Here is a 23,935-nt window from a genome sequence, read left to right as displayed (position 1 = left end):
CTACTGCCGGCTGACCGTCCTGGTGACACCGGCGACGACCGTCGTGGCCAGGAGCCAGCCGGTCACGATGAGGACGTACGAGAGCGTCTGGTACCAGCCCCTCGGCGCGAACGCGCTCTCCTGCCCGAAGGAGATCACGGGCAGGAGCAGGTCGAGCGTGTAGAAGACCGGGTCGAACCCGGGCGCCTCACCGGCCTTGAGCGGGGGCGGATGATGCCCGGCGTAGGCGATCGAACCGACGGCCAGCAGGGACAGCAGCCAGACGGCCGCGCGCAGCGGGCGGAACCCGTAGCCGACCGCCGCGTCCTGGAGGTGGCCCCACGCCCGGCCGTACCAGGGCAGGGTGCCGCGATGCCGGCGCTGCTTGGCCAGCTGCACGGCCCGGGCCGCGCGGTCGTCGCCGGTGCGGCGGTAGGCGGCCGTGAGCTGCTCGTAGGCGTGCGGGTCGAAGGCGCCGTCGTCGCGCTCCAGCATCGGCAGCCGCCGCTCGGCGGGCTCGTGCGGGGTGAGGAAGGTGTAGGTGAGGTCCAGCAGGCGCACCTGGTCGGGCAGCATCTCCGGCTCCAGCTGGAGCTGCCCCACCTCCGCGCGCCGCAGATTGAGCCGGCCCTCGACCGGAGGGCCCTCGCGCAGCCACAGTTCCCCCAGGACACAGCTGCTGGCCCGCAGCGCGGTGCCGCCCGGGTTGGACAGGGAGGCCCGCAGCAGGTCCACCCGGCCGGGGACGCGGGAGCCGCGCAGATCGATCCGGCCGTGCGCGCGCAGCCGCCGGCCCAGCAGATTGGCCCCCACCTCCAGGGACTCCGCGTTCAGCACGTGCCCGCCCGGGTTGCTCAGTTCGGCGTCCTCCAGGTCGATCGAGCCGCTGACGGAGGCGCCGTCGAGCCGGATCAGGCCCCGGGTGCGCAGCCCGTGCGCGCAGAGGTCGTCGTCGATGGAGACCTGGTTGAGCTGGAGGACGGGCTCCGTGGGGTCCGCCGCGGTGACCCGCGCGCCGTCGAGGTACAACGCGCCCGATATCTGCGCCCTGCTGAGGTGCACCGGGCCGGCGATCCGGCAGCCGGTCAGCCGCAGCCCCCCGTCGATACGGCTGTGCGACGCGTCCAGACCGGGCAGCTCGGAGTCGCGCAGACTGAGGTAGCTGAGCTGGGCTCCGACCAGTCGCGGGGCCTCGTCGAAGCGGCAGCGGACCAGACGGATCATGCTGTCGACGACCGCGTGGCGCAGGTCGAGGAGTCCGGTGACCTGCGCCCCGGTGACCTTGAGAGCCGCTATCTCCCCCGGTTCACGGGGGCCGTTGAGGAGCAGGGCCCGCAACACGGCCGCCCGTACGGCGCGTTCGGGGCCGTTCTCCTCGCCCCGGGTCCGGAAGTCCACGGTCGCACCTGTGGCGAAGGCCCGCCAGAGTCGCTGTTCGGCCGGTGTCAGATCGTTGATCTCCATCAGCCGCGACTCTGGCGGGCCTTGCCGAGCGGTGTCAACCGGCTACGGCCGGATGTTCCATTCGGCGATCACGGGCCGTCCGTGCTCCGTCGACAGACGGCTGACCGTGCCCGTGGCCAGCTGGAACAACCGGCCCTCGGCGGGCGGGAGTCCCAGCCTGCGGGCGGTCAGGACGCGCAGGAAGTGTCCGTGCGCGACCAGCACCGCGTCACCGCCGCGGTTCTGCAGTGCCGCGTCCACCCGCGACAGCACCCGGTCGGCACGCCGGCCGATCTCCTCGGGCGACTCGCCGGGACGACCGTCCGGGCCGGGCGGCACGCCGTCCGTCCACAGGTCCCAGGCGGGACGCGTGCGGTGTATCTCGACGCTGGTGATGCCCTCGTAGGCGCCGTAGTCCCATTCGTGCAGGTCGGGTTCGGGAACGGCCCCGGTGACGCCCGCGAGTTCGGCGGTTCGGACCGCCCGGTGCAGCGGGCTGGTCAGCGCGAGGCAGAAGGCCCGGCCGGAGAGGAGCGGAGCGAGCGACTTGGCCTGTTCCTCACCGCGTTCGGTGAGGGGCAGGTCGGTCAGGCCGGTGTGCTGTCCCGACACGCTCCACTCCGTCTCCCCGTGGCGGACCAGCAGCAGATCCCCCACGGCCGGGCCTACTTCTTCGCCGACTCGACGGCGTGGCCGCCGAACTGGTTGCGCAGCGCCGCGATCATCTTCATCTGCGGCGAGTCGTCCTGGCGGGAGGCGAACCGTGCGAACAGCGACGCCGTGATGGCGGGCAGCGGCACGGCGTTGTCGATGGCGGCCTCGACCGTCCAGCGGCCCTCGCCGGAGTCCTCCGCGTAACCGCGCAGCTTGTCCAGGTGCACGTCCTCGTCGAGGGCGTTGACGGCCAGGTCGAGCAGCCAGGACCGGATGACGGTCCCCTCCTGCCAGGACCGGAAGACCTCGCGCACGTTCTCCACGGAGTCCACCTTCTCGAGGAGCTCCCAGCCCTCGGCGTACGCCTGCATCATGGCGTACTCGATGCCGTTGTGGACCATCTTGGAGAAGTGCCCGGCGCCGACCTTGCCCGCGTGGACGTAGCCGTAGGGGCCCTCGGGCTTGAGCGCGTCGAAGATCGGCTGCACCCTGGCGACGTGCTCGGCGTCGCCGCCGACCATCAGGGCGTAGCCGTTCTGGAGGCCCCAGACGCCGCCGGAGACGCCGGCGTCGACGAAGCCGATGCCCTTGGCGCCGAGCTCCTCGGCGTGCTTCTCGTCGTCCGTCCAGCGGGAGTTGCCGCCGTCGACGACCGTGTCGCCGGCCTCCAGCAGGCCGCCGAGCTCGTCGATGACGGACTGGGTGGCCGGGCCGGCCGGGACCATCACCCAGACGGTGCGCGGCGCTTCGAGCTTGTCGACGAGTTCGGCGAGACCGCTGACGTCGGAGACCTCGGGATTGCGGTCGTAGCCGATGACGGTGTGGCCTGCGCGGCGGATGCGCTCGCGCATGTTGCCGCCCATCTTGCCGAGGCCGATCAGACCCAGCTGCATCGATGTCATGTCAGTTCACTACTTCCTGAGTTCGCGGTAGGCGGCGACGAGAGCGGCGGTGGAGGGGTCGAGTCCGGGCACCTCGGCGCCCTCGGTGAGGGCGGGTTCGACGCGCTTGGCGAGCACCTTGCCCAGCTCCACGCCCCACTGGTCGAAGGAGTCGATGTCCCACACGGCGCCCTGCACGAGCACCTTGTGCTCGTAGAGGGCGATGAGCTGGCCGAGCACCGACGGGGTGAGCTCGGGGCTGAGGATCGTGGTCGTGGGGTGGTTGCCCTGGAAGGTGCGGTGCGCCACCTGCTCCTCCGGCACCCCCTCCGACCGGACCTCCTCGGCGGTCTTGCCGAAGGCGAGGGCCTGTCCCTGCGCGAACAGGTTGGCCATCAGCAGGTCGTGCTGCGCCTTGAGTTCACCGCTCAGCTCGTCGAGCGGACGGGCGAAGCCGATGAGGTCGGCCGGGATCAGCTTCGTGCCCTGGTGGATCAACTGGTAGTAGGCGTGCTGCCCGTTGGTGCCCGGGGTGCCCCAGACCACCGGGCCGGTCTGCCAGCGCACGGGCCGGCCCTCGCGGTCCACCGACTTGCCGTTGGACTCCATGTCGAGCTGCTGGAGATAGGCGGTGAACTTCGACAGGTAGTGGCTGTAGGGGAGTACGGCGTGCGACTGCGCGTCGAAGAAGTTGCCGTACCAGATGCCCAGCAGGCCCAGGATCAGCGGGGCGTTGGACTCGGCGGGCGCGGTGCGGAAGTGGTCGTCGACGATCCTGAACCCGTCGAGCAGCTCCCGGAAGCGGCCCGGGCCGATGGCGATCATCAGCGACAGGCCGATCGCCGAGTCGAAGGAGTATCGACCGCCCACCCAGTCCCAGAACTCGAACATGTTGGCCGTGTCGATGCCGAAGCCGGCGACCTTCTCGGCGTTCGTGGACAGCGCGACGAAGTGCTTCGCCACGGCCTTCTCGTCACCGTCCAGCCCCTTCAGGAGCCAGCTGCGGGCCGAGGTGGCGTTGGTGATCGTCTCGATCGTGGTGAAGGTCTTGGAGGCGACGATGAACAGCGTCTCGGCCGGGTCCAGGTCGTGGACCGCCTCGTGGAGATCGGCGCCGTCGACGTTGGAGACGAACCGGAAGGTCAGCGAGCGGTCCGTGTAGGCCCGCAGTGCCTCGTAGGCCATCGCGGGGCCCAGGTCGGAGCCGCCGATGCCGATGTTGACGACATTGCGGATCCGGCGGCCGGTGTGCCCGGTCCACTCACCGGAGCGCACGCGCTCGGCGAAGCCGCTCATCCTGCCGAGCACGGCGTGCACCTGGGGGACGACGTTCTCGCCGTCGACCTCGACGACGCTGCCCGTGGGGGCCCGCAGCGCGGTGTGCAGGACCGCGCGGTCCTCGGTGATGTTGATCCTGTCCCCGCGGAACATGGCGTCGCGCAGCCCGGACACGTCCGTGGCGGCGGCGAGTTCGCGCAGCAGCGCGAGCGTCTCGTCGGTGACGAGGTTCTTGGAGTAGTCGATGCGCAGGTCACCGACGCGCACCACGTACCGTTCGGCGCGCTCCGGGTCGGCCGCGAACAGCTCCCGCAGGTCCGTCTGCCACCGGGCGCGGTGTTCCTTCAGCGCGGTCCACTCGGGCCGCTGGTCGAGTCGGGGCGTGTCAGACATGGGAGGAGGTCTCCTTGGTGCCCTCGCCGCGCAGGGCGACGGCGTACATCTCGTCCGCGTCGAGGCGCCTGAGCTCCTCGGCGATGAGTTCGGAGGTGGCGCGGACCTTCAGCGCCAGGGTGCGCGAGGGCTGGCCGGGCAGGGTGAGCGTGGCGAGCGGGCCCTCGGGGCGGTCGATGGCGATCTCGCCGTTCGCGGTGCCGAGGCGGACGGCGGTGACGACGGGCCCGGCGGTCACGACCCGGTCGACGACGACGTTCAGCCGTGCCTCCAGCCAGCGCGCGAGCAGCTCGGCGCTGGGGTTGTCGGCCTCGCTCTCGACGGCTGCCGAGGTGATCGGCACCTGGGCCTGGTCCAGGGCCGCCGCGAGCATCGAGCGCCACGGGGTGAGCCGGGTCCAGGCGAGGTCGGTGTCGCCGGGCGCGTAGGACTTCACGCGCGCCTCCAGGGCCGCCAGGGGCCGCTCGACGGCGTACATGTCGGTGATCCTGCGCTGCGCGAGGGCGCCCAGCGGGTCCTTGGCGGGGTTCACCGGAGCGTCCACCGGCCACCACACGACGACCGGGGCGTCCGGCAGCAGCAGCGGCAGGACGACGGAGTCGGCGTGGTCGGACACCTCGCCGTAGGTCCGCAGGATGACCGTCTCGCCGGTGCCCGCGTCGGCGCCCACCCGTACCTCGGCGTCGAGCCGGGCGTTGGTGCGGTCGCGCGGGCTGCGGGCGTGCCGCTTGATGACGACCAGGGTGCGCGAGGGGTGCTCGTGCGAGGCCTCCTCGGCCGCCTTGATGGAGTCGTAGGCGTTCTCCTCGTCCGTGACGATGACCATCGTCAGGACCATGCCCACGGCCGGTGTGCCGATGGCGCGGCGACCCCGCACCAACGCCTTGTTGATCTTGCTTGCCGTGGTGTCGGTCAGGTCGATCTTCATGGCCTGCGCCAGCTCCGTCCGTCTCGTGCGAGCATCTCGTCGGCTTCCTCGGGTCCCCAGCTGCCCGAGGCGTACTGCGCGGGCTTGCCGTGCCGTGCCCAGTACTCCTCGATCGGGTCGAGGATCTTCCAGGACTCTTCCACTTCCTGGTGGCGGGGGAACAGGTTGGCGTCGCCGAGCAGCACGTCCAGGATGAGACGCTCGTACGCCTCGGGGCTGGACTCCGTGAAGGACTCGCCGTAGGCGAAGTCCATCGTGACGTCCCGGATCTCCATCGAGGTGCCCGGCACCTTGGAGCCGAACCGCACCGTGATGCCCTCGTCCGGCTGGACGCGGATGACGATGGCGTTCTGGCCGAGCTCCTCGGTCGCGGTGGAGTCGAAGGGGGAGTGGGGCGCGCGCTGGAAGACGACCGCGATCTCGGTGACCCGGCGGCCGAGGCGCTTGCCGGTGCGCAGGTAGAACGGCACGCCGGCCCAGCGGCGGTTGTCGACGTTCAGCTTCACGGCGGCGTACGTGTCCGTCGTGGAGGCCGGGTCGATGCCCTCCTCCTCCAGGTAGCCGAGCACCTTCTGGCCGCCCTGCCAGGCGCCCGCGTACTGCCCGCGCACGGTGTGCCTGCCCAGCTCCTCGGGGAGCTTCACCGCCCTGAGCACCTTGAGCTTCTCGGTGAGCAGCGCGTTCGCGTCGAAGGCCGCGGGCTCCTCCATGGCGGTCAGGGCCATCAGCTGGAGCAGGTGGTTCTGGATGACGTCGCGGGCGGCGCCGATGCCGTCGTAGTAGCCGGCCCGGCCGCCGATGCCGATGTCCTCGGCCATGGTGATCTGCACGTGGTCGACGTACGACCGGTTCCAGATCGGCTCGAACATGGTGTTGGCGAAGCGGAGCGCCAGGATGTTCTGGACGGTCTCCTTGCCCAGGTAGTGGTCGATGCGGAACACCTGGTCCGGCTCGAACACGTCGTGCACGACCGCGTTCAGCTCCTGGGCGCTGGCGAGGTCGTGGCCGAACGGCTTCTCGATGACCGCCCGCCGCCAGGATCCCGCCGGACCCTTCGCCAGGTTGTGCTTCTTGAGCTGCTCGACGACCTTGGGGAAGAACTTCGGCGGCACGGAGAGATAGAAGGCGAAGTTGCCGCCCGTGCCGCGGGAGGAGTCCAGCTCCTCGACGGCGTCCCGCAGCTGCTTGAACGCGGTGTCGTCGTCGAAGTCGCCGGGCACGAAGCGCATGCCCTCGGCGAGCTGCTGCCAGACCTCCTCGCGGAACGGCGTCCGGGAGTGCTCGCGCACGGCGTCGTGGACGACCTGCGCGAAGTCCTGGTCCTCCCAGTCGCGGCGGGCGAAGCCGACGAGGGAGAAGCCCGGCGGGAGCAGCCCGCGGTTGGCGAGGTCGTAGACCGCCGGCATGAGCTTCTTGCGGGACAGGTCGCCGGTCACGCCGAAGATGACGAGGCCGGAGGGGCCCGCGATACGGGGCAGGCGCCGGTCACGGGCGTCCCTCAGGGGATTCTGCCAGGCCGCGCCGAGACTGCTGGTGCTCATTCCGCGTCAACTCCCTTGCTCATCAGCGACTTCGTGACCGCGTCCAGAAGGTCCTGCCACGCCACCGCGAACTTCGCGACACCCTCTTCCTCCAACCGGGTGACCACCTCGTCGTAGGAGATGCCGAGCTCCTCGACGGCGGCGAGGTCGGCACGCGCCCGGGCGTAGCCGCCGGTGACGGTGTCACCGGTGATGTCACCGTGGTCGGCGGTGGCGTTCAGCGTGGCCTCGGGCATGGTGTTGACCGTGCCCGGTGCCACCAGATCGTCCACATACAGCGTGTCCTTGTACGCAGGATCCTTCACCCCGGTGGATGCCCACAGCGGACGCTGCCGGTTCGCCCCGGCGGCGGCGAGCGCGGTCCAGCGGTCGCCCGCGAAGGCCTCCTCGTACGCCTCGTAGGCCAGCCGCGCGTTGGCGAGGGCAGCCCGTCCCTTCAGGGCGAGGGCCGCGTCGGTGCCGAGCACGGTCAGCCGCTTGTCGATCTCGGCGTCGACGCGGGAGACGAAGAAGGAGGCCACCGAGTGGATCGTGGACAGGTCCAGGCCCATGGCGGCGGCCTTCTCCAGGCCCGCCAGATAGGCGTCCATGACCTCGCGGTAGCGCTCCAGGGAGAAGATCAGCGTGACGTTGACGCTGATGCCGAGGCCGATGACCTCGGTGATCGCCGGGAGGCCGGCCCGGGTGGCCGGGATCTTGATCATCACGTTGGGGCGGTCGACGAGCCAGGCGAGCTGCTTGGCCTCGGCGATCGTGGCGGCCGTGCGATGGGCCAGACGGGGGTCGACCTCGATGGAGACCCGTCCGTCGCGACCGTCCGTCGCGGTGTATACAGAATGCAGGATATCGGCTGCGGACCGCACGTCGGCCGTCGTCATCATCCGCACGGCCTCGTCCACCGTGACGCCCCGCGTCGCCAGGTCGGCGAGCTGTTCCTCGTACCCCTCACCGGAGCCGATCGCGGCCTGGAAGATGGACGGGTTGGTGGTGACGCCGACGACGTTCTTCGTCTCGACGAGTTCGGCGAGGTTGCCGGACGCGATCCGCTTGCGCGACAGGTCGTCCAGCCAGATGGAGACGCCCTCGCTCGACAGGCGGTCCAGCGCTCCCGCGGTTGCGGTTGCTTCGGTCACTTCGATCATCTTCTTTCCGGCGGTCGGATCAACCACGCGCTGCGGCAAGGGATTCCCTGGCCGCGGCGGCGACGTTCTCGGCGGTGAAGCCGTATGCGGCGAACAGGGTCTGGGCGTCGGCGGAGGCGCCGAAGTGCTCGAGGGAGACGATGCGGCCGGCGTCCCCGACGTACCTGTGCCAGGTGAGGCCGATGCCCGCCTCGACGGCGACGCGGGCCTTCACCGACGGCGGCAGGACGTGGTCGCGGTACTCGCGCGGCTGCTCCTCGAACCACTCCACGGACGGCATCGACACCACCCGGACGCCGATTCCCTCGGCCTCCAGCGCCTCGCGCGCGGCGACGGCGAGGTGCACCTCGGAGCCGGTGGCGACGAGGACGACCTCGGGGGTCGCCGTCGAGGACTCGGCCAGGACGTAACCGCCCTTCGCCGCGTCCGGGTCCGGCGCGTACGTCGGCACGCCCTGACGGGTGAGGGCCAGACCGTGCGGGGCCGGCCGGGTGGCGTGCCGCTTCAGGATCTCGGCCCAGGCGATCGCCGTCTCGTTGGCGTCGGCCGGGCGGACGATGTTCAGGCCCGGGATGGCGCGCAGCGAGGCCAGGTGCTCGACCGGCTGGTGCGTCGGGCCGTCCTCGCCGAGGCCGATGGAGTCGTGCGTCCACACGTACGTCACCGGCAGCTGCATCAGCGCCGACAGCCGCACCGCGTTGCGCATGTAGTCGGAGAACACCAGGAAGGTGCCGCCGTAGATGCGGGTGTTGCCGTGCAGGGCGATGCCGTTCATCTCCGCGGCCATCGAGAACTCGCGGATGCCGAAGTGGACCGTGCGGCCGTACGGGCTCGCCTCGGGCAGCGGGTTGCCCTCGGGCAGGAACGACGACGTCTTGTCGATCGTCGTGTTGTTGGAACCGGCCAGGTCGGCGGAGCCGCCCCACAGCTCGGGGATGACCGCGCCGAGCGCCTGGAGGACCTTGCCGGACGCGGCACGGGTGGCGACCGCCTTGCCGGGCTCGAACACCGGCAGCGCGTCCTCCCAGCCGTCGGGCAGCTGACCCGCGAGGACCCGGTCGAAGAGCCGGGCGCGCGCGGGCTCGGCGCCACGCCACTTCTCCAGCTGCTTGTCCCAGGCCGCGTGGGCCTCGGCGCCCCGGTCGAGGGCGGCGCGGGTGTGCGCGAGGACCTCGTCGGAGACCTCGAAGCTCCGCTCCGGGTCGAAGCCGAGGAGACGCTTGGTGGCGGCGACCTCCTCCGCGCCGAGGGCCGAGCCGTGGGAGGCCTCGGTGTTCCGGGCGTTCGGCGCGGGCCAGGCGATGATCGTGCGCAGCGAGATGATCGAGGGGCGCCCCGTCTCGGCCTGCGCCGCCCTCAGGGCCGCGTACAGGGCGGGGACGTCCACGTCGCCGTCCTCGGTCGGCTCGACGCGCTGGGTGTGCCAGCCGTAGGCCTCGTACCGCTTCAGCACGTCCTCGGAGAAGGCGGTGGCGGTGTCGCCCTCGATGGAGATGTGGTTGTCGTCGTAGACGAAGACGAGGTTGCCCAGCTTCTGGTGGCCGGCGAGGGAGGAGGCCTCGGCCGACACGCCCTCCTCCAGGTCGCCGTCGGAGACGATGCCCCAGACGGTGTGGTCGAACGGCGACTCGCCCTGCGGGGCGTCGGGGTCGAACAGACCGCGCTCGAAGCGTGCGGCCATCGCCATGCCGACGGCGTTGGCGACGCCCTGGCCGAGCGGTCCGGTGGTGGTCTCGACACCGGCGGTGTGCCCGTACTCGGGATGACCGGGCGTCTTCGAGCCGTGCGTGCGGAAGTTCCTGAGGTCCTCCAGCTCCAGCTCGTAGCCGGAGAGGAAGAGCTGGGTGTAGAGGGTCAGCGAGGTGTGGCCGGGGGACAGCACGAAGCGGTCACGGCCCGTCCACTCGGGGTCCGCGGGGTCGTGTCGCATCACCTTCTGAAAGATCGTGTACGCGACCGGGGCCAGACTCATGGCCGTTCCCGGGTGTCCGTTGCCCACCTGCTGCACGGCATCCGCTGCCAGAAGGCGTGCGGTGTCGACGGCACGCCGGTCACGCTCGGTCCATTCGACGTCGTTAGGAGTCTGCGTGCTCATCTTCAAGAAATCCTCGATAGGAGCGGGGCATCTGCTCGGTTGTGTTCAAACCTAAAAGTCTGACTTTTACGAAGGAAGGTCTCCCTGTGTCAGCCTGTGGTGAATGTGGGACACCCGGCGGCGACACATGAGCGCCACGGGGCGGCAACTGGGCGGCACGAGACGGACATGGTGGACACAAGTACCCAAGACGGCGCCGGTGAGGGCATCAGGACCTTCCCCTTCCCCGTCGAACTCAGCGTCGGCGGCGTCGGCATGCAGGTGGGCCCCATGGGCACCGGTCGCACCTGGCACACCGACGCGCCGCTGGACCGTGTGCACCGCATCGACTTCCACGTGGTGATGCTCTTCGACGACGGTCCGGTCCGCCACATGATCGACTTCGCCGAGTACGAGGCGAGGGCCGGTGACGTGCTCTGGATCCGCCCCGGCCAGGTCCACCGCTTCTCGACGTCGAGCGAGTACCGCGGAACGGTCCTGACCATGCAGCCCGGCTTTCTGCCGCGCGCCACCGTGGAGGCCGCGGGGCTCTACCGCTACGACCTGCCGCCGCTGCTCCGTCCGGACGCGCGCCGGCTCGCGGGCCTGCGCGCGGCACTGACGTATCTGCGCGGGGAGTACGACGACGGCGGCGCCGACGCGACGCTGCCCCTGAGCCTGCACACGGCGGTGCTGCGGCACTCCCTCACCGCGTTCCTGCTGCGGCTGGCGCATCTCGCGGCGAGCAGCGCGGAGGCGGCGCGCGGCCGCGCCGACACCACGTTCACGCTCTTCCGGGACGCCGTGGAGCGGGGCTTCGCCACCAACCACAGCGTCAGCGCCTACGCCGACGCGCTCGGTTACTCCCGCCGCACCCTCGTCCGCGCGGTCCGCGCCGCCACCGGCGAGACACCCAAGGGCTTCATCGACAAGCGGGTCGTCCTGGAGGCGAAACGGCTCCTCGCCCACACGGACCTGCCGATCGGCCGGGTCGGTGCGGCGGTGGGCTTCCCCGACCCCGCGAACTTCTCCAAGTTCTTCCAGCTGCACACGGGAAACACCCCGGTGGCCTTCCGCGCGGAACTGCGCTGAGGCGACCGGGGTGTGCGTCGGCCGACGGCTGGGGGCGACCGGGGGTGCGGACGGCCGGGGGTCTGCGGCCCGTCCGCGGAGGCCGGCCGCCCGGCGCCGTGCGGCCGTCGGTCAGTGGCCGAAGGTGAACCAGTTGACGTTCACGAAGTCGGCCGGCTGGCCGCTGGTGAAGGTCAGGTAGACGTCGTGGGTGCCGGTGACGGAGCTGATGTTCGCCGGGACCGTCCGCCACGCCTGCCAGCCACCGGTGTTGGCCACCGCGAAGCTGCCGACGGGCGTGGCGGTACGGCTGTCGAGACGCACCTCGACCAGTCCGCTGACCCCGCCGGCCGCCCCGCTGGCGACCCGCGCGCTGAACTGTTTCGCCGCACCGGAACCGAAGGTGACGCCCTTGAAGACGGCGTAGTCGCCGTTCGCGAGGGCGCCGATGTTCTGGCCGCCGCCCGTGTCGGTGGTCGTCTCGGTGATCGTGCCGGAGTGGCTGTCGTACGACTCGGCCTGGATCGTGCCGTAGGCGTCCCGGCTGCCGGACGGCGGCGGTGTGGTACCGCTCCCACCGCCCGCGGCCTGGAGCACCTGCACGTAGTCGACCACCATCGGGTGGCCCGGCTGGGTGTCGCCGTCCAGACCGCCGCCGAAGGCGTCCGGGAAGCCGCCGCCCATCGCGACGTTCAGGATCACGAAGTAGCCGTGGTTCGTCGCGTTGGTCCACGTCGTCGCGTCGACCTGGTTCGCCGTGACGGTGTGGTAGTTGACGCCGTCGACGTAGAACCGGATCGCCTCGGGGCTCACCGAGCGGTCCCACTCCATGCTGTACGTGTGGAAGCCGGACTGGCAGGTGGTGTTCGGGCACGCGACGGAGTTGCCGATGCCGGTGGTCTCGTTGCACGGGCCGCCCGGGTTGGTGCCGCAGTGCATCGTCGACCAGACCTTGTTCAGGCCCTGGACGTTCTCCATGATGTCCAACTCGCCGACGCCCGGCCAGTTCTGGTAGTTGCCGCGGTAGGGCGAGCCGAGCGCCCAGAACGCGGGCCAGTAGCCCTCGGCGGCCGTGCCGGTCACGTTCGGCATCTGGATGCGGGCCTCCACCCGCAGCTTGCCGCCGGACGGGGGCTGGAAGTCGGTGCGGTTGGTCTCGATGCGGCCCGAGGTCCAGCGGCCCGCGGAGTCGCGCAGCGGTGTGATGCGCAGATTGCCGTTGCCGTCGAGCGAGACGTTGGCGGTGCTGTTGGTCATCGTCTCGACCTCGCCGGTGCCCCAGTTGGCGGGGCCGCCCGGGTACGAGGTCCCGGTGCTGTACTGCCAGTTGGAGGTGTTCACCCCGGTGCCCGCGGCGCCGGTGAAGTCGTCGAGGAAGACCTGCGTCCAGCCGGACGGGGGTGTGGGCGCGGAGGCGTTCGCGGGCAGGGTGACGGCCGCCGCGGCGGCGGCCGCCAGGCCGAGGGTGCTCAGCACGGCGACGAGCGCGCGTCGCCGTCGGGGGATGCCGGAGGTTGCACTCATGGGGAGGTGCCTCTCGGGTACGGAGTGATGGGCGCGGGTGACTCCGAAAGCGTTTGAGAGCGCTCTCAAAGTGGGCCCAATGTGCTCTCCGTGCCGGGGGCCGTCAAGACTTAAAGCAAAGAAAGTCCTTACGTGGCAAGGAAGTTCATGGGTTGAACCACGCAAACGTGCTAAAGCGCGCTGCCCGCCGTCCAGTCCGACCAGGAGAGGTTCCAGCCGTTGAGTCCGTTGGCCGCGTCGACGGTCCGCTCGCCCGAGTTCTTGACGATCACCACATCCCCGAGCATCGAGCTCTCGTAGAACTCGTAGCCCGCGACGGAGCTGTCGTCGGCGCCCTTGGTGTCGTGCAGGCCGACACAGCCGTGGCTGGTGTTCCGGCTGCCGAAGATCGAGGCCGAGGCCCAGTAGTTGCCGTGGATGAAGGTGCCGGAGGTGGTCAGGCGCTGGGCGTGCGGGACGTCGGCGATGTCGTACTCGTCGCCGAGGCCGACCGTGGAGGACTCCATCCGGGTCTCCTTGAACCGCTCGCTGATGACCATGATCCCGGACCAGGTGGTGTGGTCGGAGTCGCCGCCGGAGACGGGGTAGGTGGCCAGGGTCGCGCCGTCCCGCTCGACCACCATCTTCTTGCTGGACAGGTCCACGGTGCTGATCTGCGCGCGGCCGATGTGGAACGTGACGTCCTTCGACTGCATACCGTAGACACCATCCGCGCCCTCGACGTCCTTCAACCGCAGGCCGAGGGTGATGGTCGTCCCGGCCGCCCAGTACGTCTTCGGCCGGAAGTCCAGCCGGGTGGAGCTGAACCAGTGCCCGACGATCTCCACGGCGGGCTCGGCCGTCACCGTGATCGCCTTCTCCACGGCCGCCTTGTCCGTCACGGCGTGCGAGAAGCTGATCGAGACCGGCATGCCCACGCCGGAGGTGGAGTTCGCCTCGGGGGTGAAGTAGCCGACGAAGGTCTCGCCCGGGGACCTGGTGGTGAAGGTGGCGGTCTGCGCGGCGCCGCCCTCCGCCCGGGCGGTGACCGTGTACTTGGTCCCGGAGCAGGGAGGGGAGGTGGACGTCCACGTGGTCCCGGTCTCGTCGAGCGCGCCCGCGAGAGCCGAGCCGTCGTTGCCCGTCACGGTCACGGAGGCGAGGGTGCCGTCGGTCACGGTGACCTCGACCGGGCTGGTGAAGGCCGCCTTCTTGGTGCCGTCGGCCGGGGTGACCGAGATCACCGGCTGTGTGGCGGTCGGCGAGGCCTTCGTGGACGCGGAACCCGACGTCCCCGTCCCGGTTCCGGTCCCGTTCGTCGTGTGCTCCGAGGCGTCCGCCGATCCGGAACCGCACCCGGTCAGCGCCACGGCCGGGACGGCCCCCAGCACGCCCAGGATCCCGCGCCGGGACCAGCCTCCCGGCTGCTGTCCGGACCGGTTCGATATGTGCGAGACGCCCACGGCATGCCTTCCTGAGTTGTCCTTCTGCGCGCCTGCATCCTGCGCCTTCCAGATGGGGCGATCCTTTGAATCCCCCGGTCGCCACCTGAGATTCCTGTGAGGAGGGCCTGAGAGACGGGGGCGCCTGCGGAAGGGTGGGGCCGCCGGGCTGCGGATCGCCGGGCTGCGGGTTGCCGGGAGCGGATTGCCGGGACTCCGGCCGCTCCGAGGTCTTGGCCTTCGGTTCCGGGGTCCCGGCGGCCTGACCCCCGGCTCCGGGAACCGTCCGGCAGGGATCTCCGAGTCGGCAACCGGTTCTCCTCCGCGGGGAACGACCGCCCGTATCCGGTCGGCGGGCCAGGTCCGCAAGGCCCGCAGGTCAGTTCCGCCCCGTGCGGGTCGGCCCGGCGGTCGACCGCGCGGCCCTCGGCCCTGAGGCGCCGGCCCGGCCTCTCCCGCGCCGGTGGCCGCAGCGGCGGCGCGGCGGCTCAGCCCTGCCGGCCGTCGGGCTGCCAGCCCAGGGCCCGGGAGATACCGCGCGCCGCGAGACGTACGGCCGGCGCCAGTACCGGCACCTGGGCGTCCGCGTGCGGGACGACGACCGACACGGCGGCCGCCACCGCACCGTCCGGTCCGCGCACCGGGGCGGCCACCGACAGGGCGTCGTCGGTGACCTGACGGCTGCTCACCGCGACTCCGGAGCGCCGGACTTCGGCCAGTACCCGGCGCAACCGCGCGGGATCGGTGATGGTGTGGGCGGTGTAGGAGGCCAACGGCCCAGCGCAGTAGTCCTCCTGGAGTGCGAAGTCGCTGTGTGCCAGCAGCGCGAGCCCGACGCCGGTCACGTGCAGCGGCCAGCGGGCGCCCACCCGGATGTGCACCCCGACCGCCGAACGCCCCGACAGCCACTCGGTGTAGACGACCTCGGACCCGTCCCGCACCGCCAACTGCACGTTCTCGTGCGTGGCTTCGTACAGGTCCTCCAGATACGGCAGCGCGACCTGCCGCAGTGCCAGGCCGCGTGGCGCCAGCGCCGCGACCTCCCACAGCCGCAGCCCGACGTGGTACACGCCGGACGGGTCCCGCTCCAGGGCGCCCCACTCGGTCAGGGCGCTCACCAGCCGGTGCGCGGTGGTGAGCGTCAGACCGGCGCGGCGGCTGATGTCGGTCAGGGTGAGCGCGGGGTGCGTGTGGTCGAACGCGGCGAGCACGGCCAGCAGCCGGCCGGGCGCGGAGCGGGCGGTCACCGCGGGATCGCCCCGGCCCATCGGGTGCTCCTCACGGCGTCAGGCCAGTCCGTCCTCGGCGATCCGCCGCAGCAGGGAGTGCAGGGTCTCGCGGTCGGCCGGGCCGAGCGGGTCCAGCAGTTCGTTCGTCACCCGCAGGCCCGCCTCGTCGGTGCCGCGCAGGAAGGAGCGGCCGTCCTCGGTGAGCACGACGATCCGGCTGCGCCGGTCGTCCGGCGCCGGGCGGCGCTCGGCGAAGCCCAGCTTCTCCAGGTCGTCGACCAGGCCGACGATCGCGCTGGGGTCGTAGCCGAGCCGTGCGCTCAGCTCCCGCTGGAGGGCCCCCTCGGAGGTGGCGAGGAAGCGCAGCACCGCGTAGTGACGCAGCCGCACTCCCGACTCCTGGAGGAACGTGTTGAACAACTGGCCCGAGCGCAGGCCCAGCCGGTACAGCAGATAGCCCGTGTCCGCGTGCAGCCCGCGCATCCACGGTTCGTCCGCGTCGATCGGGGCGGCGTTGCTTGCGTTGTCCTGGCGGGCGATGGCGGGCTCCCTGGGCTCGGTCCCCTTCCGGGGTGGTGCGACGTACAGATTCCAGCATGACGCACCCGTAGGACGACAACAACTATTGACGACAACAATTATTGCTCTTAGCTTCGATCTCGTAGTGAGCACCCCGCACAGCACTGTGCGCACCCCATGTGAAGGGACACCGTCGTGCCCAGCATCGATCTCACCGGCAAGGCCGCCGTCGTCACCGGCAGCGGCCGGGGCCTCGGCCTCGCCTACGCCCATGCCCTGGTCGCCCGCGGCGCGGCCGTGGTCGTCAACGACGTCGACGAGGCGGTCGCCGGGCAGGCCGTGAAGTCCCTCGTCGCGGCCGGTGGCAGGGCGGTCGCCGAAGTGGTCCCGGTCGGTACGACGGAGGCCGCGGACCGGCTGGTGGACCGTGCCGTGGAGGAGTTCGGCCGGCTCGACATCCTGGTCACCAACGCGGGCATCCTGCGCGACAGGGTGCTGTGGAAGATGACCGACGACGACTTCGACGCGGTGATCGCCACCCACCTCAAGGGCACCTTCACCTGCGCCCGCGCCGCCGCCGTGCGGATGCGCGAGCAGGGCGAGGGCGGCACGCTGATCCTCGTCGGCTCCCCGGCCGGCCAGCGGGGCAACTTCGGCCAGACGAACTACGCGGCGGCCAAGGCGGGCATCGCCGCCTTCGCCCGCACCTGGTCGATGGAACTGGGCCGCGCGGGCATCACCGTCAACGCGATCGTCCCGGTCGCCGCGACCGCGATGACCGAGACCGTCCCCGCCTTCGCCCCCTACGTCGAGGCCCTGAAGAACGGTGAGCCGTTTCCCGGCTTCCTGCGCAAGGGGGAGGGTTTCGGCACCCCCGAGGACTGTGCGGCGCTGGTGCCCTTCCTGGCCTCCGAGGCCGCCCGGGGCATCACCGGCCAGGCCATCGGCATCGGCGGTGACAAGGTGGCACTCTGGTCGCATCCGCAGGAGATCCGGGCGGCCTACGCCGACGGCGGCTGGACGCCCGAGACCCTGGCCGACGTCTTCCCCGTCTCGGTCGGCGCCGAGCTCCAGACGGTCGGCATCCCGGCCCCCCGGTTCCCGGAGGCGTGATGAGCCCCTCCACCACCCCCGCCGCGGCCCCCGTCATGAACGCCGGTGAACTGGTCGCGATCGACGTCCACACCCATGCCGAGGTGTCCTCCCAGGGGCACTCCTCGCTGGACGACGACCTGCACGACGCCTCCTCCGCCTACTTCAAGGTCCAGGGCGAGCGGAAGCCGACCCTGGAGGAGACGGCCCGCTACTACCGGGAGCGGAGGATGGCCGCCGTGATCTTCACGGTGGACGCCGAGTCCGCGACCGGCACGGCGCCGGTCCCGAACGAGGAGGTCGCCGAGGCCGCCGCGGCCAACGCCGACGTCCTCATCCCCTTCGCCTCCATCGACCCCTTCCGGGGGAGGGCGGGCGTGAAGCAGGCCCGGCGCCTGGTCGAGGAGTACGGGGTGAAGGGGTTCAAGTTCCACCCCAGCATCCAGGGCTTCTTCCCCAACGACCGCGCGGTGGCCTACGACCTGTACGAGGTGATCGAGGAGACGGGGACCATCGCCCTGTTCCACACCGGCCAGACGGGCATCGGCGCCGGGGTCCCGGGCGGCGGCGGGATCAGGCTCAAGTACTCCAACCCGCTGCACGTGGACGACGTGGCGGCCGACTTCCCGCACCTCAAGATCATTCTGGCGCACCCGTCCTTCCCCTGGCAGGACGAGGCGCTCGCCGTCGCCACGCACAAGCCGGGCGTGCACATCGACCTGTCCGGCTGGTCGCCGAAGTACTTCCCGCCGCAGCTCGTGCAGTACGCCAACACGCTGCTGCAGGACAAGGTCCTCTTCGGCTCCGACTTCCCCGTCCTCACCCCCGACCGCTGGCTCGCCGACTTCGACAAGCTGACGATCAAGGACGAGGTGAAGCCGAAGATCCTCAGGGAGAACGCCGCCCGTCTGCTCGGGCTGACCACACCGTAAGGGGCGTGGAAGATGCGCAACGAGGGACTGGGGTCATGGCCCGCACGCCGGGCCCGCAAGACCCCGCACCGCACCGCCCTGGTGCACGGTGAGCGGTCGACGGACTACCGCACACTGTATGCACGCACCACGCGCCTGGCCCACGCCCTGCGCACCCGGGGCGTCCGGCGCGGCGACCGCATCGCCTACCTGGGTCCGAACCACCCCTCCTACCTGGAGGCCCTGTTCGCCGCCGGCACCCTCGGCGCGGTGTTCGTCCCCCTCAACACCCGCCTCGCCGGACCCGAGATCGCCTACCAGCTCGCCGACTCCGGCGCCAAGGCGCTCGTCTACGGCCCCTCGCACGGCGGCCTGGTCGCCGGACTGCCCGGGAACACGGACGTCCGGACGTACCTCGAGGTCGGCGCCGCATACGAGAGGGAGCTCGCCGCCGCCACCGACGAGCCGATCGACACGCCGGTCACCCCCGACGACACCTGCATCGTCATGTACACCTCGGGTACGACCGGCCGTCCCAAGGGCGCCATGCTCACGCACGGCAACCTCACCTGGAACGCGGTCAACGTCCTCGTCGACACCGATCTGACCGCCGACGAACGCGCCCTGGTCTCCGCGCCGTTGTTCCACACGGCCGGGCTGAACATGCTGACCCTGCCGGTGCTCCTCAAGGGCGGCCGCTGCGTCCTGGTCGAGGCCTTCGACCCGGAGGCCACCTTCGACCTGATCGCACGGCACCGGATCACCTTCATGTTCGGGGTGCCGACCATGTTCGAACAGATCGCCCGGCACCCGCGCTGGGCGGACGCCGACCTGTCCAGCCTGCGCATCCTGAACTGCGGCGGATCTCCGGTGTCGACGCCGCTGATCGCCGCCTACCAGGAACGCGGACTCACCTTCCTCCAGGGCTACGGCATGACCGAGGCGTCCCCCGGCACGCTGTTCCTGGACGCCGAGCACGCCGTCAGCAAGGCGGGCTCGGCCGGCGTCCCGCACTTCTTCAGCGACGTACGCGTCCTGCGCCCCGACCTCACCCCCGTCGAGGTGGGCGAGACGGGCGAGGTCGTCGTCCGCGGGCCGCACGTCATGCCCGGCTACTGGGGGCTGCCCGAGGAGACGGCCGCCTCCTTCGCCGACGGCTGGTTCCGCAGCGGGGACGCGGCCCGCGTCGACGAGGACGGTTACGTGCACATCGTCGACCGCATCAAGGACATGATCATCTCGGGCGGGGAGAACATCTACCCCGCCGAGATCGAGGACCTGCTCCTCGCTCACCCCGACATCGTGGAGTGCGCGGTCATCGGCGTGTCAGACGACAAGTGGGGCGAGGTGCCGCGCGCGGTCGTCGTACCCCGCGAGGGCGCCTGGCTCGACCCCGACGAGGTGCTGGCCTCCCTGTCCGGGCGGCTCGCCAAGTACAAGATCCCCAAGTCGGTCGTGGTGGCGGACGAACTGCCGCGCACCGCCTCCGGAAAGCTCCTGAAGTCCCGGGTGCGCTCCCGGTTCGGCACCGACTCCTGAACAACTCTCCTGTGAGGTACGGAAATATGAGCATCACCGTCAACGGTCTCGACGAGCTGAAGGAGCTGGCCGGGAGCGACCTGGGCACCAGCGAGTGGATCGAGGTCACCCAGGAGCGGATCGACACGTTCGCGGACGCGACCGGGGACCACCAGTGGATCCACGTGGACCCCGAACGGGCGGCCGCCGGACCCTTCGGGGTCCCGATCGCCCACGGGTACCTGACACTCTCCCTGTTCATCCCGCTCTTCACCGAGCTGCTGGACGTCCAGGGCGTCACGACGAAGGTCAACTACGGCCTGAACAAGGTGCGGTTCCCCTCGCCGGTCACGGTCGGCTCGCGGATCCGCCTGGTGGGCAGGCTGACCGAGGTCGCGGACGTGCCGGGCGGGGTGCAGATCACCGTCGACGGCGCGATCGAGATCGAGGGAGGCGCGAAGCCCGCGGCGGTGCTGCAGAGCCTGTCGCGTTTCTACGCGTGACACCCCGGGTCGTACGTGCCCCTGCTCGCGCTCTCCCGCCGGTCGTCCTCCGCGGCGCCGTGCGCGCCGCGCAGAGGGCGCCGGCGCCGTGGGTCTGCACGCCGTTTGCGCCGACGTCGCGGGGGCCTGCGGGCGGCCGTGGCAGGTCGCCCGGCGATTCGCCGGGCCCAGGGCAGCTGCCGGCCCGCTGTGGCAGGCCGGCCGGCAGTTTCCCGCGCCCGCGGAAGACCCTCAGCGCACGACGTCCACGAAGATCGGGTTCGAGTAGAACCACGTGTCGGCCCACGGGTCGCCGTCGCCCGGCGCGTGGGGGATCGGGCCGTGCGGGTCCACGGAAGCGCCCAGGTAACCGGTTCCGTTCCGGTTGCCGTCGCTGCCGCGCAGCCGGAGGTAGCAGGACTCGTCCCCCACGGCGACCGGGACGCGCAGGGTGTAGGTCCCCCTGCGGCCGCTCACGTCCGTCGTGCGGACCACCCTCGTGTCGGGAGCCCGCCAGGTGTCGCGGTCGGACACCACCCCGCGCACCGCGCCCCGGATCACGTCCACGTGCGCCAACTGCGGCAGGATCCCCTGGGGGTTGGGGCGGGACGCGCTGGTGACGGTGATCTCCAGGACGAGCCTCTCGCCCTTGCGCACCCGGAGCCGGCCGCCGAGCGTGACGCCCCGACCGCCGCCGTGCTCCCGCCGCAGCCGGACCTCCAGGCCGTCGAGCAGATGCCCGTGGTCCAGCCAGACCCGGCCCTCGCGCAGGCCCGTCATCACCGCGCGGTAGCCGTAGCGGGTCACGCCGACGTGGGTGCGGCTGAACTGCCCCGGCCAGAAGTCGCTGCCGGCCTGCGGGGTGCCGGTGTTCACCGGATCGGGCAGCCTGCCGGTGTTGTCGAAGTTCTGTCCGGCGGGCCAGTCGCCGTTCTTCCAGGTGTCGAAGACGGTCCGGTGGTTGTCGGAGTTGGTGGTGACCGAGAACAGCCGGCCCTCGGCCAGCATCGAGTCCCACAGGCCGCCGACGGTCGCGGTGGCCCAGTCGAAGCCGCCGTACGTGACGTAGGCGTCCGCCGGATAGCCCGCCCAGGACTGGGCGGACGGCTTGTTCTCGTACTCGCCGCGGACGGACGTGGCACCGCGCCAACCGGGGATCGCCGCGCCCTGGGCGCCCGGCGCGCCCTCCATGCCGATCATGATCTCGGGCGCCGCGTCGCGCCAGGCCCGCAGCTCGTGCGGGGAGTCGATGCCGAGGCGCAGCGGGTGGTTGGCGAGGACGAGGACGTCGTCGACGTAGCCGCTGCGGCGCTGCTCGGCCAGCCACTCGATCGCCCTGACGGCGTGCGCCTCGTTGCGCGCGGTGTCGGCCGCACCGGCGGCTCCCTCGGTGTAGCCCAGCAGCTTGCCGTCGTAGGCGAGCTCGAAGCGCGTGAGCAGATCGACCTCGTGCGGGCCCGGGGCGGCGAAGACCGTGCCGTGCTCGGCGGCCGGGATGTACCACTCCAGGCCCTGGAAGATCAGCTGGCGCGGGTTCGCGGCGCGGGCCTTCAGGATCTCCTCGTGCTCCAGCGCGGCGCCGTGGGAGGCGTGCCCGAAGTTGGCGTGCTCGTTGAACACCATCCAGTCGAGGCCGTACCGGGCGGCGGCCCCGGCCAGCTGGGAGAACGTGTACTTCGCGTCGTGGCTGTAGACGGAGTGGACGTGGTGGTCGCCCACCAGATAGGCGAGACGCGGGTCCTCGCCGCCGTGGCCCCGGCCGCCGGCGGCGACGGCCGGGGTGGCGGCCCCGCCGAGGGCGAACGCGGCGCCGAACAGGCCGGCGCGGCGCAGAAGTCCGCGCCTCGACACGCCCTGGGTGTCGAGAGCGGCGGGCGGGACGGACGGATCGGCCCAGGCGGGCAGCTGCTGCTCGGTCACGGTGATCCTCGGGGAGAAGGTCGGTGGTTCATGAGGGAGGTCGGCGCTCATGAGGGAGCTCAGTGGTTCATGAAGGAGGTGACGGGCAGCGCCCGCGCGACGATCCGGACGTCGCCGAGGCGGCCGTGCAGGATCTGGTCGATCCGTCCGCCGTACTCGTAGCCGCCGAGCAGCCACGGCAGCCCGACGGAGGTGACGCCGACGGCCGCAGCCTTCGGGTTGCGCACCGCCGGGCAGCCCTCGACGTACAGCGTGGTGTGCCGGCCGTCGTTGACGACCGCGAGGTGCCACCAGGTCTCCAGCGGGGTCTCCTGACCCCAGTTGGTGGCGCTGCCCTGCTGGTTCAGCGGGCGCACGGCCCACTGCGGTTCCCGGTCGTCGGACAGGGAGAGGGTGGCGAGCGGCTCGTCGGGGTCGTCGCTCGTCCGGCCCGCGGCGCCGCCGGTTCCGGTCCGGCCGACCAGTCCCGACCAGGCGTGGTGCGCGGGGTCCCAGTCGGCGGGGAGACGGTAGAACACCTCGATGGTGTAACCGTCGGCGAAAGTCCCGGAGTTGAGCGGGGCGCCGTCGACGGTGCGCAGATAGGCGCCCGTCAGCGGGGACCGATGGCCCCGGAACTCCAGGCTGCCGTGGCCGGGCTGGTCGGGATGGTGGTCGGACGACCAGGCCAGCGCGCCGCCGCCCACCGTGACGAGGGCGAGGTCGTTGCCGTGCCCGGACAGGTCACGGACGGTGCCGCCGACCGCGGTGCCGTCCTCGCGGCCGTCGAACCGCCAGTAAGCGACCGTGTCGCGCACCAGCACCTCCGACACGGGACGGGCAGGGCGCGCGGGCACCGGATCGAACCCCGCGAAGCGCTCGGCGAAGTCGATGCCGACCGTGAACCGGTCCGCGTCTGCGCTCAGTTCGCTCTCCTGCCGCTCCAGCTCGTTGAGCCCTTTCGCGGCCCGGCCGAGGATCCACGGGGAAACGGTCTCCACGTCGATGACGTTCCGGTCGAGGTCGAAGCGGTAGAGGCGGATCATCGCCGCACCGCCGAAGTACCGGTTCTGATAGTTCGTCAGGTGCAGGTGCACGTCGTGCCCGGCCGCGTTCTCGCGGATCGCCCGACCGGCGGGCCAGTAGTGCCCGTTGAGGGTGAGGAAGATCTGGTCGTGGTGCTCGATCAGCCGGTCCCACAGCTGCTGTCCGTACGCCGACAGGGAGTCGTCCCCGGCGACCAGCTCGTGCGTGGTCAGGACGACCGGTGTCCTCGGGTGCCGGGCGAGGACACCGGCGGCCCAGGCGTACCCCTGCTCCGACAGCCGCCAGTCCAGCGCCAGCACCATCCACTCCCGGCCGCCCGCCCGGAACAGGTGGAAGGTGTTGTAGCCGTCGGGGGAGGCCCCGCCGAACGTGGGCTTGCCCCGGAAGCGCCGCGGACCGAAGGCGTCCAGGTACGGGGTGGCGCCGCGCTGGTCGGTCGTCGAGGACCGCACGTCGTGGTTGCCGGCCAGCACGCTGTAGCCGATCCCGCGCCGGTCGAGCAGTCCGAACGCCTCGCTGATCGCGGCGACTTCGTCCTTCGCCCCGTTCTGGGTGAGGTCGCCGAGGTGCGACAGGAACACGAGGTTCTCGTGCTTGCCCTGGTCGAGGAGGTAGCGCAAGGACGCCTCGACCGGCGCGCTGTCGATGCTCGGGCCGTCGAAGAGATACTGCGTGTCGGGCATGACGGCGAGCGTGAATCGGCGGCTCTCCGGGTCAGGGCGCCACTGGGCGGAGGCCGCCTCGGCGGTGGCCGGCAGCGCGAGTCCGGCCGTGGCGGCCGCGCCGAGCAGCGCGGTGGCCCGGAGGAAACCGCGCCTGCCGGCACCGGCCTGCGTGGCCTCGCCCTGTTCCTGGGCATGCGAAGTACACACGTGTGCTCCGTGGGTAAGTCCCTTGCTTGCAGAGCAA

Annotated in this window: 19 protein-coding genes; 5 read left to right on the top strand and 14 right to left on the bottom strand. The window is 71.2% G+C overall.

The features are described 5' to 3' along the window. Genes J2X68_RS14365 through tkt form a run of 8 tightly spaced genes read right to left on the bottom strand, consistent with a single transcriptional unit; the run spans position 1 to position 10,334 of the window. Positions 1-1,443 carry a membrane-associated oxidoreductase gene (locus J2X68_RS14365; protein WP_310432902.1) on the bottom strand — a complete coding sequence of 481 codons (1,443 nt, stop codon included), beginning with the start codon at positions 1,441-1,443 and terminating at the stop codon, positions 1-3. Positions 1,444-1,485: 42 nt separating this feature from the next. Next, a complete protein-coding gene (locus J2X68_RS14360) occupies positions 1,486-2,079 on the bottom strand; it encodes a histidine phosphatase family protein (protein WP_310432901.1) in 594 nt (197 codons plus the stop codon). 8 nt (positions 2,080-2,087) lie between these two features. Continuing rightward, on the bottom strand, positions 2,088-2,969 hold the full coding sequence (gnd, locus tag J2X68_RS14355; protein WP_310433083.1) for a phosphogluconate dehydrogenase (NAD(+)-dependent, decarboxylating): 882 nt from the start codon (positions 2,967-2,969) through the stop codon (positions 2,088-2,090). A gap of 18 nt (positions 2,970-2,987) precedes the next feature. Next, entirely contained in the window at positions 2,988-4,628 is a 1,641-nt protein-coding gene (pgi, locus tag J2X68_RS14350) for a glucose-6-phosphate isomerase (RefSeq protein ID WP_310432900.1), read from the bottom strand. Next, positions 4,621-5,556, bottom strand: coding sequence for a glucose-6-phosphate dehydrogenase assembly protein OpcA (gene opcA / locus J2X68_RS14345; RefSeq protein WP_310432899.1), 936 nt, complete (start codon positions 5,554-5,556; stop codon positions 4,621-4,623). The genes pgi and opcA overlap by 8 nt, the downstream gene beginning before the upstream one ends. Next, on the bottom strand, positions 5,553-7,097 hold the full coding sequence (zwf, locus tag J2X68_RS14340) for a glucose-6-phosphate dehydrogenase (RefSeq protein WP_310432898.1): 1,545 nt from the start codon (positions 7,095-7,097) through the stop codon (positions 5,553-5,555). Before zwf ends, opcA begins: the two co-directional genes overlap by 4 nt. Continuing rightward, positions 7,094-8,239 carry a transaldolase gene (gene tal / locus J2X68_RS14335; RefSeq protein WP_310432897.1) on the bottom strand — a complete coding sequence of 382 codons (1,146 nt, stop codon included), beginning with the start codon at positions 8,237-8,239 and terminating at the stop codon, positions 7,094-7,096. Before tal ends, zwf begins: the two co-directional genes overlap by 4 nt. 19 nt (positions 8,240-8,258) lie before the next feature. Then, complete coding sequence (gene tkt, locus J2X68_RS14330) at positions 8,259-10,334, bottom strand: transketolase (protein ID WP_310432896.1); 2,076 nt, start codon at positions 10,332-10,334, stop codon at positions 8,259-8,261. A gap of 168 nt (positions 10,335-10,502) precedes the next feature. Between tkt and J2X68_RS14325 the strand changes: the two genes are divergently transcribed. Continuing rightward, entirely contained in the window at positions 10,503-11,405 is a 903-nt protein-coding gene (locus J2X68_RS14325; RefSeq protein ID WP_310432895.1) for an AraC family transcriptional regulator, read from the top strand. A gap of 111 nt (positions 11,406-11,516) precedes the next feature. Here the strand turns inward: J2X68_RS14325 and J2X68_RS14320 are convergent, their stop codons facing one another. From J2X68_RS14320 to J2X68_RS14305, 4 genes are all read right to left on the bottom strand, one after another. Further along, positions 11,517-12,908, bottom strand: a complete 1,392-nt coding sequence (locus J2X68_RS14320) for a glycoside hydrolase family 16 protein (RefSeq protein WP_310432894.1) — start codon at positions 12,906-12,908, stop codon at positions 11,517-11,519. Between the two features lie 170 nt (positions 12,909-13,078). Continuing rightward, positions 13,079-14,350: an Ig-like domain-containing protein gene (locus tag J2X68_RS14315; protein WP_310432893.1), complete on the bottom strand. Its 1,272-nt coding sequence runs from the start codon at positions 14,348-14,350 to the stop codon at positions 13,079-13,081. Positions 14,351-14,817: 467 nt separating this feature from the next. Next, entirely contained in the window at positions 14,818-15,597 is a 780-nt protein-coding gene (locus J2X68_RS14310; RefSeq protein WP_310432892.1) for an IclR family transcriptional regulator, read from the bottom strand. A gap of 18 nt (positions 15,598-15,615) precedes the next feature. After that, complete coding sequence (locus J2X68_RS14305; RefSeq protein WP_057601712.1) at positions 15,616-16,041, bottom strand: MarR family winged helix-turn-helix transcriptional regulator; 426 nt, start codon at positions 16,039-16,041, stop codon at positions 15,616-15,618. A 231-nt stretch (positions 16,042-16,272) separates the two neighbouring features. Between J2X68_RS14305 and J2X68_RS14300 the strand changes: the two genes are divergently transcribed. Genes J2X68_RS14300 through J2X68_RS14285 form a run of 4 tightly spaced genes read left to right on the top strand, consistent with a single transcriptional unit; the run spans position 16,273 to position 20,101 of the window. After that, complete coding sequence (locus tag J2X68_RS14300) at positions 16,273-17,190, top strand: SDR family oxidoreductase (RefSeq protein ID WP_310432891.1); 918 nt, start codon at positions 16,273-16,275, stop codon at positions 17,188-17,190. Between the two features lie 35 nt (positions 17,191-17,225). After that, entirely contained in the window at positions 17,226-18,101 is an 876-nt protein-coding gene (locus tag J2X68_RS14295; RefSeq protein ID WP_310433082.1) for an amidohydrolase family protein, read from the top strand. Between the two features lie 12 nt (positions 18,102-18,113). Next, the gene (locus J2X68_RS14290; RefSeq protein WP_310432890.1) at positions 18,114-19,619 is read left to right on the top strand and encodes a long-chain fatty acid--CoA ligase; all 1,506 of its coding nucleotides are present in this window, start codon (positions 18,114-18,116) and stop codon (positions 19,617-19,619) included. A 26-nt stretch (positions 19,620-19,645) separates the two neighbouring features. After that, the gene (locus tag J2X68_RS14285) at positions 19,646-20,101 is read left to right on the top strand and encodes a MaoC family dehydratase (protein WP_310432889.1); all 456 of its coding nucleotides are present in this window, start codon (positions 19,646-19,648) and stop codon (positions 20,099-20,101) included. A 231-nt stretch (positions 20,102-20,332) separates the two neighbouring features. On the opposite strand, the gene J2X68_RS14280 is transcribed toward J2X68_RS14285, so the two are convergent. Beyond that, positions 20,333-22,000 carry a histidinol-phosphatase gene (locus tag J2X68_RS14280; RefSeq protein ID WP_310432888.1) on the bottom strand — a complete coding sequence of 556 codons (1,668 nt, stop codon included), beginning with the start codon at positions 21,998-22,000 and terminating at the stop codon, positions 20,333-20,335. Between the two features lie 59 nt (positions 22,001-22,059). Continuing rightward, a complete protein-coding gene (locus J2X68_RS14275; RefSeq protein ID WP_310432887.1) occupies positions 22,060-23,898 on the bottom strand; it encodes a LamG-like jellyroll fold domain-containing protein in 1,839 nt (612 codons plus the stop codon). Between the last annotated feature and the right edge of the window lie 37 nt (positions 23,899-23,935).

It is taken from the genome of Streptomyces sp. 3330, from assembly GCF_031456635.1.
Taxonomy (GTDB): Bacteria; Actinomycetota; Actinomycetes; order Streptomycetales; family Streptomycetaceae; genus Streptomyces.
Note: the sequence above shows the minus strand (reverse complement) of the source record. Positions and strands in the feature narration are given on the sequence as shown.